The organism is Pseudoalteromonas sp. XMcav2-N (assembly GCF_024124545.1).
GTDB lineage: Bacteria > Pseudomonadota > Gammaproteobacteria > Enterobacterales > Alteromonadaceae > Pseudoalteromonas.
Genome location: NZ_JAMXSF010000001.1, coordinates 269038 through 281799 on the forward strand (window position 1 = coordinate 269038; position 12762 = coordinate 281799).

15 protein-coding genes are annotated in these 12762 nt (G+C 47.1%); 11 read left to right on the forward strand and 4 right to left on the reverse strand.

All coding sequences use genetic code 11. The annotated features are described in order from the left end of the window. Positions 1-16: 16 nt before the first annotated feature. Complete coding sequence (locus NH568_RS00890; RefSeq protein WP_253043923.1) at positions 17-172, forward strand: hypothetical protein; 156 nt, start codon at positions 17-19, stop codon at positions 170-172. Positions 173-194: 22 nt separating this feature from the next. Here NH568_RS00890 and smrA read toward each other — a convergent pair whose 3' ends face one another. The 3 genes from smrA to NH568_RS00905 form a co-directional block, all read right to left on the reverse strand. Further along, on the reverse strand, positions 195-776 hold the full coding sequence (gene smrA, locus NH568_RS00895; RefSeq protein ID WP_253043927.1) for a DNA endonuclease SmrA: 582 nt from the start codon (positions 774-776) through the stop codon (positions 195-197). A 131-nt stretch (positions 777-907) separates the two neighbouring features. Beyond that, entirely contained in the window at positions 908-1147 is a 240-nt protein-coding gene (locus NH568_RS00900) for a hypothetical protein (RefSeq protein WP_054014125.1), read from the reverse strand. A 102-nt stretch (positions 1148-1249) separates the two neighbouring features. Continuing rightward, positions 1250-1708, reverse strand: a complete 459-nt coding sequence (locus NH568_RS00905; RefSeq protein WP_253043928.1) for a hypothetical protein — start codon at positions 1706-1708, stop codon at positions 1250-1252. 89 nt (positions 1709-1797) lie between these two features. Here NH568_RS00905 and NH568_RS00910 point away from each other — a divergent pair, with 89 nt between their 5' ends. Next, positions 1798-2181 (forward strand): response regulator, encoded by a 384-nt coding sequence (locus NH568_RS00910; protein ID WP_046006685.1) that lies wholly within the window; start codon positions 1798-1800, stop codon positions 2179-2181. Positions 2182-2347: 166 nt separating this feature from the next. On the opposite strand, the gene rpsT is transcribed toward NH568_RS00910, so the two are convergent. Continuing rightward, positions 2348-2608, reverse strand: a complete 261-nt coding sequence (rpsT, locus tag NH568_RS00915; RefSeq protein ID WP_054014123.1) for a 30S ribosomal protein S20 — start codon at positions 2606-2608, stop codon at positions 2348-2350. 454 nt (positions 2609-3062) lie between these two features. On the opposite strand from rpsT, the gene murJ reads away from it, so the two are divergent. The 9 genes from murJ (at position 3063) to pilV (ending at position 12762) form a co-directional block, all read left to right on the forward strand. After that, entirely contained in the window at positions 3063-4649 is a 1587-nt protein-coding gene (gene murJ, locus NH568_RS00920) for a murein biosynthesis integral membrane protein MurJ (protein ID WP_290444052.1), read from the forward strand. A gap of 76 nt (positions 4650-4725) precedes the next feature. Continuing rightward, positions 4726-5646 carry a bifunctional riboflavin kinase/FAD synthetase gene (gene ribF, locus NH568_RS00925; protein WP_253043931.1) on the forward strand — a complete coding sequence of 307 codons (921 nt, stop codon included), beginning with the start codon at positions 4726-4728 and terminating at the stop codon, positions 5644-5646. A 31-nt stretch (positions 5647-5677) separates the two neighbouring features. Further along, on the forward strand, positions 5678-8506 hold the full coding sequence (gene ileS, locus NH568_RS00930; protein WP_253043933.1) for an isoleucine--tRNA ligase: 2829 nt from the start codon (positions 5678-5680) through the stop codon (positions 8504-8506). Positions 8507-8519: 13 nt separating this feature from the next. Further along, positions 8520-9026, forward strand: a complete 507-nt coding sequence (gene lspA / locus NH568_RS00935; RefSeq protein ID WP_138549709.1) for a signal peptidase II — start codon at positions 8520-8522, stop codon at positions 9024-9026. Beyond that, the gene (gene fkpB / locus NH568_RS00940; RefSeq protein ID WP_253043935.1) at positions 9023-9463 is read left to right on the forward strand and encodes an FKBP-type peptidyl-prolyl cis-trans isomerase; all 441 of its coding nucleotides are present in this window, start codon (positions 9023-9025) and stop codon (positions 9461-9463) included. Before lspA ends, fkpB begins: the two co-directional genes overlap by 4 nt. Further along, positions 9463-10392 carry a 4-hydroxy-3-methylbut-2-enyl diphosphate reductase gene (gene ispH / locus NH568_RS00945; protein WP_138544458.1) on the forward strand — a complete coding sequence of 310 codons (930 nt, stop codon included), beginning with the start codon at positions 9463-9465 and terminating at the stop codon, positions 10390-10392. The genes fkpB and ispH overlap by 1 nt, the downstream gene beginning before the upstream one ends. 12 nt (positions 10393-10404) lie before the next feature. Then, positions 10405-11448, forward strand: coding sequence for a histidine kinase (locus NH568_RS00950; RefSeq protein ID WP_253043937.1), 1044 nt, complete (start codon positions 10405-10407; stop codon positions 11446-11448). After that, positions 11426-12100 (forward strand): LytTR family DNA-binding domain-containing protein, encoded by a 675-nt coding sequence (locus NH568_RS00955; protein ID WP_253043940.1) that lies wholly within the window; start codon positions 11426-11428, stop codon positions 12098-12100. Before NH568_RS00950 ends, NH568_RS00955 begins: the two co-directional genes overlap by 23 nt. 95 nt (positions 12101-12195) lie before the next feature. After that, the gene (pilV, locus tag NH568_RS00960; RefSeq protein ID WP_253043943.1) at positions 12196-12762 is read left to right on the forward strand and encodes a type IV pilus modification protein PilV; all 567 of its coding nucleotides are present in this window, start codon (positions 12196-12198) and stop codon (positions 12760-12762) included.

Below are 12762 nucleotides of genomic sequence, written 5' to 3' on the forward strand. Positions count from 1 at the left end.
AACTAGGTCGCTCGCTATGAATAGTAACCAAGGTGGCGTGAAGCTATCCGTCGTGCTCTTATCAGTCATTGTGTTGGGTGTAATGGCATGGTTTAATCAGGCCAATGCCGAGATGGCCCCTGCACCTCAGCAAACTGAAGAGGAAGCCAAGCTACTCCCGAAGGTTGAATAAGCGACAGCTACTCACACAATTGTTACCTTTTTGCATGTCGCTCACGGTTCTCTACTTTTTTCTCTTCGCTTTTCTTAAGCAAAACATAGGTCGAGCCATTTCCCCCGTGGCAACTCAGTGCTGAATGAAAAGCCAATGTCTGAGGCATCTCCTGCAACCACTTATTACAGTAGCTTTTCAGAATGGCTGGGAAAGGTTTACTCTTTAAACCAATACCATGGCGTATTAGCAACACCCTGATGCTACGTTGGTGGCAGTCAGTGATAAAGTCGAAAAGTGATTTTCTGGCTTCACGGAAAGGTTTTCCATGCAAGTCCAGCGTTGCATCAATTTGATATTTACCAAGCCTGAGGTTTTTAAATACGCCTTGCTGCACACCATCTTTTTTATAGCTGAGCAAATCATGAGGGTCGAGCAAGTCAACGTATTCGGTTGAAAGAAAGTTGGGATCGAAGTCCTGTTCTTGCTCTGCGGCTTCTCTGCGCGCAAGTTGTGCCAGAGTCGGTTCGTTTTGTTGACGTTTTAGGTGAGCTTGATTGTCTTGTGCCAGAGGGACAACATCCCCCATTGAGGCGAGAAAAAGTTCTTCATCTGTCATGGCCATACTGCGTCTCCAAAACTAATGGGTGTGGCCAGATTGTAGCGCAGCCTAAGGGATTAGAAAATATCTTTCGGGGACGGATGGAGGTTTTATAGCCTGCGACAAGAAACTGCCATTGTGCAGGCTAGTCAAGACTAGGGCGTATTGTACTGCTCGTGAGTAAAAAGCTTGAACAGATAAAATGAATTAATCAGAATTAGACCTAAGTTCGAGATCACTGAAGTATTCATCAGATCCAGGCTGAACAAGAGAAACAGGATGCTACAGGTCGCCAATGCTGCACCGCGCAGCAGGGTTTTATGATTAATAAAAAAGGCACCAAATCCTAGCACTAGCAGTAATAAATTAAGTAGCCAGTCAAATTCGTTCGGCATGATCGTCAAAGTACTCCAGGTTGTTCAATAAAGGGGCGCCATTATGCGCCTCAACCTCCGTCTCTTCAAACGAGTATTTTTATAATTTTCAGATTAGTTTTTTTAATCTAAAATCAGTTTTATGAGTGCGGAAATAAAACCTTGTTGCTCGATAATTTGATATTTTTGGCAGGAGTCAGGATCGCGTTCATCCTGGCACAGATAGAGTGTATTTCGCTCTAAAGCGGGTCTGATATGCAGGTTTGAATCAAACAAAATCGGTTGAACTCCGGGTAAACCTGGCCAATACACACTCTGTGCAACCAGGCCGAGTTTTTCGTAAGTGATGAGTTTAGGCTTGGGAAAAATGATAATCAGAAGTAGTAAAATAGCTGCACCAATCCAGCGGTTTTTGTTTGGTTTTGCTTCTTGTTGTTGTGCAGCTGCAAGTTGCGCTTGTTGCTGCTGTTGTAACGCTCGTTGCTGTTGAGGTGATAAGCGTTTTTTTTGTGTCGGTCGTTTTTTCTTTGACCTGGCATCTACCTGATTGAGCAGTGTCTGTTTTTTTGGTCTTTGTGCCATGCTTTGCTATAGCCTTTTGTTTGCAGGACTCTATAATAGTTCTATGCTAATAATAGCGCATTTCAATTGACTAGCCCACGGGAAAGGATATGGAACAACAAATCTCTATACTAATTGTTGATGACGTAGGCACTGTTCGCAGTTTCTTGCATCAAACCCTGATGCATTTGGGGATCGATAACGTAAAAGAAGCATCGACAGCGAAGCAATGTATCACCGCCTGTGAGGAACGTCACTTCGATATCGTTTTTTTAGACATCGAGCTGCCTGACGGAGATGGAAAGGAGCTGATAGCAGAGCTTGCTGAGATTAACCCAGACATCAATGTAGTGATGGTGTCGGCGCATTCAACGGTTGATAATGTGAAAGATGCGATTGAACGAGGTGCGAAAGGGTTTGTTGTTAAGCCTTTTTCGCCAAAGAAAATTGCGGCGATGCTAAAGAAGTTTTATCCAAAGCTAGAGTTGGCCTGAGTACTGACTCGCAGTGGAGGGGGAGAGCCATGTTCGGCTTTTCCATATACTGCCGACACACTTCCACACACGGATTTGTGTCTACTGCCTGAGTTAGCAGTGCAATGGCTTTTTTCAGGCATAAAAAAACCGACTTACGTCGGCTTTTTCATATCCAATACCACAATTATAGCGCTTTGATCTTAGCAGCTAGGCGGCTCTTATGACGAGCAGCTTTGTTTTTGTGGATAAGACCTTTAGTTGCGTAACGGTCCAGGATAGGTGTAGCAACAGCGAAAGCTTGCTGTGCAGCTTCTTTGTCACCAGCTTCAATAGCAGCTACTACTTTTTTGAAGTAAGTACGCATCATTGAACGACGGCTTGCGTTGTGCTGACGACGTTTTTCGCTAGTGATAGCGCGTTTTTTTGCAGACTTGATGTTAGCCAAGGTATGCTCCTAACAATCTTAAAATAAGCTTAGTTTAAAGGCCGAGGAATATGCCCTTTTTATTCTTTAAAGTCAATAAAAATTCCCCTCGGCTGGTCAATTTGTTTGCTTATCGTGTTTGTCCCTAGCCTCTCGCAGCCATAAGTGGCTAGTTGGGTTGCACGATAGCTTGTCTGAAACGATTGGGTGCAATCAAATTCTCAGATCATATACCAAGTTAGCACCTGTAACAGCACACGGCTTGGCAGTCTGGGCGCATTGTAACAAATCCATAATCGCTCTACTAGAGTGTTTATGACGATCGTCAAAAACGAGGGTAAATTTGCCTGGCTGAGCCATTTTGATTGAGCCCGATTTGCCAGGCCTGGTTTCGCAAAAGCCCTGAGTTAGACGAGTATTTATCTTGATCTTATTGTGGCATAATTCCGCGAAAAATTTATCTGAGGAAATACTGTTGGCAAAGGGGCTGTTTAAATCTGGCATGATTGTGAGTGCCATGACTATGATATCCAGGGTAATGGGTCTAGTCCGAGATGCTGTGGTGGCTAATCTGCTGGGAGCAGGGCTTGCCGCGGATGTTTTCCTGTTTGCAAACCGTATTCCGAATTTTATGCGCCGTCTATTTGCTGAGGGGGCGTTTGCACAGGCGTTTGTTCCTGTTCTGGCTGAAATCAAGGAGCAGCATGGGGATGACAAAGTCAGGGTTTTTGTTGCACAGGCTGCAGGTACCCTGGGTACTATTCTGATGCTTGTTACCATAATTGGCGTTGTAGGGTCACCAGTGATAGCTGGTTTGTTTGGCACCAGTTGGTTCATTGACTGGTGGCAGGGTGGTGAAAATGCTGAGAAGTTTGTACTGGCAAGCGCACTGCTTAAATTTACCTTTCCTTATCTGTTCTTTATCTCATTGGTTGCACTCAGTGGGGCTGTGCTTAATGTGTATAATCGCTTTTCTGTCGCGGCGTTTACACCGGTATTGCTAAATATCAGTATTATCAGCTGTGCGCTATTGTTGCATGACCGATTTGAGCAGGGCGCTTATGCGTTAGCAATAGGCGTATTTCTCGGTGGTCTGATCCAATTCCTGTTTCAATTGCCGTTTTTGGCCCGCTTGGGCATGCTGTCACGGCCAAGGTTTGCCTGGCGTTCACCTGAAGTGACAAAGGTGCGTAAGCTGATGTTGCCCGCCATGTTTGGTGTATCTGTTAGCCAGATTAACCTGTTACTGGATACGATAATTGCAGCTGCATTGGCAACCAGCTCAATTGCCTGGTTGTATTATGCTGACAGACTGATTGAATTTCCACTCGGTTTATTTGGGATAGGGATTGCGACGGTGATTTTACCCGCACTGTCGAAATTGCACGCTAAAGACAGTGTTCAGGAATTCCAGCAAACACTCGACTGGGGTGTGCGGTTTGTCATATTTTTGGGAATACCTGCGATGGCTGGACTGATGCTGATTAGTCCCCTGATTATCTCTGTTTTGTTTGGCCACGGCGAATTTAATCAGGGAGAGCATGACAATGTTGCTGCCGTGAGCGGCGCTGTTACAGCTTACTCGGTCGGTTTGGTGAGCTTTATGCTGATTAAAGTATTGGCCCCCGGCTTTTTTGCACGGCAAGACACAAAAACCCCCGTTAAGATTGGGATTATTGCCATGTCATTGAATATGTTGTTTAACCTGATGCTTGCCCCTTTTATTGGCTATCTGGGACTTGCGCTGGCAACAGCATTATCCGCAACTTGTAATGCAGCCTTGTTATACAGGCAGCTCAATCTGCAAGGTGTCTATCGCGTGTCCGGATTTACTCTGGCATTCACCGCTAAGTGTATCCTCTCCAGTGTCGTTATGTCTGGCATATTGCTATGGTTGAATCGTCAATTGCCCTGGCAGGACAGTGAACTGACAACACAAATCGGCATATTGGGTCTTCAGCTGGTCGCAGCGATAGTGGTCTATTTTGGTATGATGTACCTGATGGGGGTTCGTTTGAGTACACTTAAAGACAGTTCAGCAGCGCCTGTACAGACTGCGTAGGCTTTATTCGCATTTGCTGGTAACTTGGGTATAATCGGGCTTTTATACTGCTTTAGTAATCACAGGTGTTAGTTGTATGCAATTGATCCGAGGGATCCACAATATTCGACCCCACCACTATGGCTGTGTGTTGACGATAGGAAACTTTGATGGCGTACACTTGGGGCACACTGAGGTGCTGAAAGGGTTAGTTGCAGATGCACATGCACACAATTTGCCAAGTACTGTCATGCTTTTCGAGCCGCAACCGCAAGAGTTTTTCGCCAGGCAGCAGGCCCCCGCCAGGTTGACCCGACTGAGAGACAAACTGGCGCTGCTGGCAGACATTGGTATTGATCGTGTTATTTGTGTGAGTTTTAACGCGCGATTTGCTAATTTTCAGGCAGAAGACTTTGTGCGTGACGTATTGTGCACCAAACTTGGTGTCCGAGCTTTGACTGTTGGTGACGACTTTCGCTTCGGAAAAGGGCGTGTTGGTGATTTCGCAATGCTGCAGCGACTTGGTCCAGAACTCAATATGGACGTCAAAGATACACAAAGTTTCAGGCAGCATAATAGTCGGGTCAGTAGCACGCTTATTCGTGCAGCACTGGCTGAAGGCGATGTTGTGCGTGCGCACGCAATGTTGGGCCACACTTATGCGATTTCGGGCAGAGTAATTCATGGCTGGAAAAAAGGGCGTGAACTAGGCTTTAAGACTGCCAACGTTGCACTTAAGCGTCAGGTTAGCCCGGTACAGGGGGTATTTGCCGTACGCGTAAAAGCAGGCAATTCACTGTATAAAGGTGTTGCTAATGTGGGTACTAAGCCAACCCTGAATGGCAAGCGAGCCTTGCTAGAGGTGCACATATTTGAATTTGACCAGGAAATATATGGTCAGTTTATAAAGGTGGAGCTTCTTCATAAGCTCCGTGATGAACAAAAATTTGAGTCATTGCAGCACCTAACTGAGCAGATTGCTCAGGATGTCACTGCTGCAAAACACTTTTTTCAATAATTTTAAGTAGCCGATACGGAAAGTAAAGTAAATGAGCGACTACAAGCATACGTTAAATCTACCGGAAACTGAGTTTCCAATGCGTGGCAATTTGGCACAACGCGAGCCCAAAATGCTTAAAACATGGTACGAGCAGGATCTGTATGGTCAGATCCGCAATGCCAAAAAAGGTAAAAAGCCGTTCATTTTGCACGATGGTCCTCCCTACGCCAATGGCAATATCCACTTAGGTCACTCAGTTAATAAGATCCTCAAAGATATTATTATTAAATCAAAGACACTTTCCGACTTCGACGCACCTTATGTGCCGGGCTGGGACTGTCATGGTCTGCCAATTGAATTGCAGGTCGAGAAGAAGGTTGGTAAACCCGGCAAGAAAGTGTCAGTTGCTGAGTTTCGTGAAAAATGTCGTGAGTACGCTCGCAAACAGGTTGAAGGTCAGAAGACTGATTTTAAACGTTTGGGTGTGTTAGGCGACTGGGATCGTCCATACCTGACAATGAATTTCGACTTTGAAGCCAATGCGTTGCGCGTCTTAGGCCGCATTATTAAAAATGGCCACCTGCACAAAGGGGCTAAGCCAGTCCACTGGTGTACAGACTGTGGTTCGGCTTTGGCAGAAGCGGAAGTTGAGTATCAGGACAAGCAGTCACCGGCGATTGATGTTAAATTCGACTTTGTTGATGAACAAGCACTAGTGAGCGCTTTTGCTTTGGCTGACGAGCATCAGGGGAGCGGTGCTGTCAGCACTGTGATCTGGACAACGACACCTTGGACCCTGCCAGCTAACCGCGCAGTCGCTGTACATGGCGGACTAGAGTACGCGTTGGTACAGATTGAAGATGAAGGCAAAGAACAGCGTATGGTGCTGGGTTCTGAGCTGGTTAAAGATGCGATGGACCGATTTGGTTTCAATCGTTATCACGTACTGGGTTATGCCAAAGGTGCGGCACTAGAAAACCTTCGTGTTGCGCATCCATTCTATGACTTTGACGTTCCTGTGATCTTGGGTGAGCACGTCACAACTGACTCAGGTACAGGTATTGTTCACACAGCACCTGGTCACGGTCCCGAGGATTTTGCTGCAGGCCAGGCGTATGATCTGGAAGTAGCTAACCCGGTGGGCGCAAATGGTGTATTCCTGCCAGATACCCCAGTCTTCGCTGGCCAGCATGTGTTTAAGGCAAATGATGCCATTATTGAGCATTTAAAAGAAAAGGGCGCTTTGGTTCATCATCACGCTATGACACATAGCTATCCACACTGCTGGCGCCATAAAACGCCGATTATTTTCCGCGCGACACCACAATGGTTTGTCAGTATGGATCAGGCGAACCTGCGTCAGGACTCTATGGCGGAAATTGGTAAAACTCAGTGGATCCCTGAGTGGGGTGAGAACCGTATTGCAAACATGGTTGAGGGACGCCCGGATTGGTGTATCTCTCGTCAACGTACGTGGGGCGTGCCTATCGCTTTGTTTGTTGACAAAGATACCGGTGCATTGCATCCGAAAACTGAAACCTTGATTGAAGAAGTCGCTAAGCTGGTTGAACAAAAAGGCATTCAGGCCTGGTATGACCTTGAGCCCGCAACTTTACTTGATGAAGCAGATGCTCAGCAGTATGTCAAAGTACAAGATACTCTGGACGTTTGGTTTGACTCAGGTGTGACTCATGCCTGTGTAGTCGATGCGCGTGAAGAGCTAACGGGTCCTGCGGATCTGTACCTTGAAGGCTCGGATCAGCACCGAGGCTGGTTTATGTCTTCTATGATGACATCTGTGGCTATTAATGGCCATGCTCCTTACCGTCAGGTTTTGACTCACGGCTTCACTGTGGATGAAAAAGGCCACAAGATGTCTAAGTCTCTGGGTAATGTTATTTCGCCTCAGGATATTATGAATAAGCTGGGTGCGGATATTTTACGCCTGTGGGTGGCTTCAACTGATTACACGGCTGAAATGACCGTGTCAGACCAGATCTTTAAGCGTGCTGCAGATCGTTATCGTCGGATCCGCAACACCAGCCGCTACCTGCTGTCGAACCTGAGTGGTTTTAACCCGGCAACGGATCTGGTGGCTGTGGAAGATATGATCGAGCTGGATCGCTGGATTGTCAGCCGGGCTGCTCAGCTACAGCAGGAAATTGTTGAAGCATATGACAAGTACCAGATGCTTGTCGTGACGCAAAAACTAATGAACTTCTGTACCGGAGAGCTGGGTTCTTTCTATCTTGATGTGATTAAAGACCGCCAGTATACCGCGAAGAGCGACAGTCATGCGCGTCGCTCATGTCAAAGTGCGCTTTACCATATTGCCGAAGCGATGACTCGCTGGATGGCACCTATTATGAGCTTCACAGCTCAGGAAATCTGGGAAGTGCTGCCTGGTGAGCGTGGTGAATTCGTATTCACAGACGTTTGGTACGACGGCCTGACTCACGTGAGCGAAGGGCAGCTGAGCAATGACTTCTGGCAGGAATTGTTGTCAGTGCGTGATGAAGTAAACAAAGTACTGGAAAGCGCACGTAAAGAAGAGATTATTGGTGCAACTTTACAGGCCGAAGTCACGTTGTACACAGGCGGTGATTTAGCAGAGAAGCTGATGACACTCAAAGACGAGCTGCGATTTGTATTATTGACGTCGAAAGCGCACGTAGAAGTGGTTAATACGAAGCCAGAAGCCGCCGTCGCGACAGAGATTGACGGGCTATTTATCGCTGTTAAAGCCACGCAAGCACCGAAATGTGATCGTTGCTGGCACCACAGCGAAGATGTTGGTCAGCACGCGGAGCACCCTGAGTTATGTGGTCGCTGTGTGACGAATGTCGATGGTGCTGGTGAACAGCGTCAGTTTGCTTAATTAGGAGTATTACATGACCAAATCGACCGAACGTAGTGGTCTGGTGTGGTTGTGGCTGAGTCTACTGCTGTTTGCAGTAGACTTCGGCACGAAAGCACTGGTGGTAGAAAATATGCGACTGTATGAGTCGATTGAGTTGCTACCCTTTTTTAATTTTACTTATATGCATAACTATGGCGCAGCGTTTAGCTTTCTCAGTGAAGCCGGAGGCTGGCAACGCTGGTTCTTAAGTGGTATAGCAGTCGCTATCAGTGCCTTACTGGTTTATTGGCTGAAAAAGTTACCTGCCAAAAACTGGTTATTGTGCAGTGCTTATGCTTTGGTGCTGTCGGGCGCATTAGGCAACTTGTATGATCGGGTTACCTTAGGCTATGTCGTGGACTTTTTGCATTTTTATTACCAGGACTGGCATTATCCGGCATTTAACGTCGCGGATATGGCTATCGTTGGTGGCGCAGGCTTATTGTTATTTGACGCCATTTTTGGCGATAACGCGGATACGCAGGAGAATAAGGCATGAGTGAGCAGATAATAGGCCCACAATCAGAAGTTTTATTTCATTTTTCGATAAAACTGGCTGACGGTTCTGCAGCGGACTCAACGAAAGTACATGATAAACCGGCAAAGCTCTTTATGGGTGACGGTAGTCTGACAGAAAATTTTGAAAAATGTCTGCTTGGACTAAGGTCTGGCGACAGTAAATCGTTTGAGCTTGAGCCTCAGGATGCCTTTGGCATGCCGAACCCGGACAATATTTATTACGTTGATCGCAGTAAATTCGGTACCGAGACACCAGCTGAAGTCGGCAGTATCATTGCCTTTACTCAGCCCGATGGCACCGAGTTGCCTGGCCTGATCCGCGAGGTTGCCGGAGACTCTGTTACCGTAGACTTTAATCATCCTCTGGCTGGGCAAAAAGTGACCTTTGAAGTGGATATTTTAGAGGTGAAAAACTAATGGAAATCTTGCTTGCAAATCCACGTGGTTTTTGTGCCGGGGTAGACCGAGCAATTAGCATTGTAGAACGCGCCCTTGATATCTTTGAAAAGCCCATTTACGTGCGTCACGAAGTGGTACACAACAAATATGTGGTAGATGGCCTGCGTGCCCGTGGCGCGGTGTTTGTTGAAGAGCTGGATCAAGTGCCAGACGATAGTATCGTCATATTCAGTGCGCACGGAGTATCACAGCAGGTGCGTCAGGAAGCAAAACGTCGTGAACTGAAAGTTTTCGATGCGACTTGTCCTTTGGTCACCAAAGTGCATATGGAAGTCACACGTGCCAGTCGAAAAGGCACGGAATGTATCCTGATTGGGCATCATGGACATCCGGAAGTAGAAGGCACCATGGGCCAATATAATAATCCAGCGGGTGGTATTTATCTGGTTGAAACGCCTGAGGATGTCAGCACGCTGGAAGTGAAAGATCCTAGCAACCTCTTCTATTGCAGCCAGACGACTTTGTCGGTAGATGATACTTCGGATGTGATAGAAGCGCTGCGGGAAAAGTTTCCACAGATCCATGGTCCGCGTAAGGATGATATCTGTTACGCGACGCAAAATCGTCAGGACGCGGTCAGAGACCTGGCTAACAAGGTAGATTTACTGTTAGTTGTTGGCGCGAAGAATAGTTCTAATTCAAATCGCCTGCGTGAGCTTGCAGATAAAATGGGCACTCGTGCATTTCTAATTGATGATGATCAGTGTCTGAATGCGAGCTGGTTTGAAGGCGTAAACAAAGTGGGTGTAACAGCCGGTGCTTCAGCACCTGAGGTGTTGGTGCAGCAGGTTATTGCCAGACTCAAAGCGCTTGGTGGACAAACCGTTGTAGAAAACCCGGGTCAGGAAGAAAATGTGGTTTTCGCTGTGCCTGTCGAACTTCGGTAGGTGCGATAATCCATGGATAAGTCAGAGGCGATAGGCCTGGGACTGCTTAAAGCCATGGTATCTGAGCGGGGCGTACTGGCTATGCTGATCGCCTCGCAATCTCTCTCCTTTATTTATACGCTCGCTGATTATGACGACTTCTGGCTGACTTTGGGGTTGGTGAGTTTATTCACCCATGGCAATGCTCTATTGTCTTTAGGTGTGATTGCACTGGTCAGCATCTTTAAAGTGTCCAAACCGGCTCACAATGGTGTTCTGGAACTGAGCATAGTATTCGTTGTGTTTATTAGTGTGTGTATTGGTCTGAGTATTGGGATCCAATTTACGCCTTTGTCTTCTCACGTGCCGATTGATTGGGGTCCCGTATTTAGCAATAGCGCCATATGCTGTTTTGTCGTGGTGATCCTGCTGTACTTTATGTCAATCTACATTGACAATGTGAATGCCCTCGAGTTGGCTGCCCGAGCGGAAATTGATGCCTTGCAGGCACGTATAAGGCCGCATTTTTTACACAATACGTTAAACACACTGGCTGAACTGACGCATGAGAATGCGGCTGATGCGGAACAAGCAGCTTTATTGCTGGCGCGCCTGATGCGGGTGTCTTTTGCGGAAAAAAAATGGCATACCATTGCAGACGAAGTGGCGTTAACAAAAGACTACCTTTGTCTGGAGCGCTTTCGTTTCGAGCAAAGGTTGCAGGTACAGTGGCTAATTGACGAAGCTCTGTTGAGTGTACCCATCCCGACACTGACGTTGCAACCTTTGGTCGAGAATGCTGTATTACACGGCATAGAAAAGCGTGTTCAGGGCGGCACCATCACCATTCACATTGAAAAACGTGACAATACAATCACACTGAGTGTGACTAACCCCTTGCCTCACGCAACGCATCACTCCAGTGGCAATGGGATTGCGACAAAAAACATCGATAAACGGTTGTCCCTCTATTACCAGCGCCGGGCTAGTTTGAGGATTGAGCGAGATAGTGATAAATTCTTAGCTACCATCACTTTACCTGACACTGGAGCTTATGAATTATCTGATTTTAGATGATGAACCTATCGCCAGACGGCGGTTACGGCGCTTGATGTCGGAGTTTGAGCATTTCACTTGTGTGGCTGAAGCATCAGACGGCGAGCTGGCGCTGCAATTGTGTGAGGACAACTCACCTGAACTGGTGTTTCTCGATATTGCTATGCCCGACATTGATGGACTCGAAGTGGCGGGAATGCTCAGGCAAAAAATGCCGGAATGCAAAATAGTTTTTGTGACAGCATTTGCCGAACATGCCCTGCGCGCATTCGACCTGCTGGCAGAAGGGTATTTGGTCAAACCCATAGATAAGGACCGCCTCGGTGCCTTACTTCAACATATCTATGGCGAGAAAATGCAACGTCTGCAATATCAGGTAGGCCATGATACACGCTGGGTTGCGGTATCCGATATTCTGGTGGCCAGAAGTGACGAGCGATATACCCACATTTATTTTACCGGTGGTGAGGCACTGGTAGATATTCCCTTAAAGAAGCTGCTGGCAACCTATCCCCGACACTTTGTGCAGGTACACAGAAATACACTGGTAAAAAAGCAGGCTGTGTTGAGCCTGGAGTCCGTGGAAGGGAATCACCGAGTGCGGTTGGATGGCTTTGCCGAGCCCATTACGGTGAGTCGCCGGGCGGCGGCTAATTTCAAGTCGCTATTCTGACCATTAAACCCGACTGATTGACCGTTGAGCCCACGATCAGGTTCATGACGAAGTGATTCATTATATTATGTAGTGGAGCAAACTGACTTTGAAAAATGATGGCAAAAACTGTGTGTAGTAACGCAAATCGCGGATTTACCCTCTTAGAAACGCTGATCGCTTTTATGGTGTTGAGCTTTGGCCTGCTTGGTGCTGTGGCACTGCAAGCGAAGGCAAAGCAAGCCAGTTTTGACTCTATGCAACGCGCAGCTGCAGTCGCCCTGGCCGGTGATATTATGCAGCGGATCCGCAGTAACGACACCCTCAACCTTGATACACAGTATCAGCAAGTATTCAGCAGCACTGCGACTATAAATGGTAATAATAGCTGCTTCAGTAACACTTGTACCAATGCTGAAATTGCAGCAATGGATTTGGAGCAATGGGTTATGGCCATTCAAGCCAAAGAGAACACCGGCTCGCTTGACGATACTACGGTATGTATTAATACCACGCCGGTGGCTAATACTCAGGGGCGGGGCTTCAACGTGACCGTCAGTGTTGCCTGGGCAGGTCGTCAGGCATTTGTCATGAATGCTGCCAATCAGGCGATTAACTGTGGCGACAACAATGACTATCGACGAGTAGTGAGCATTAACAGTTATTTACTGGTGAGGGACTGA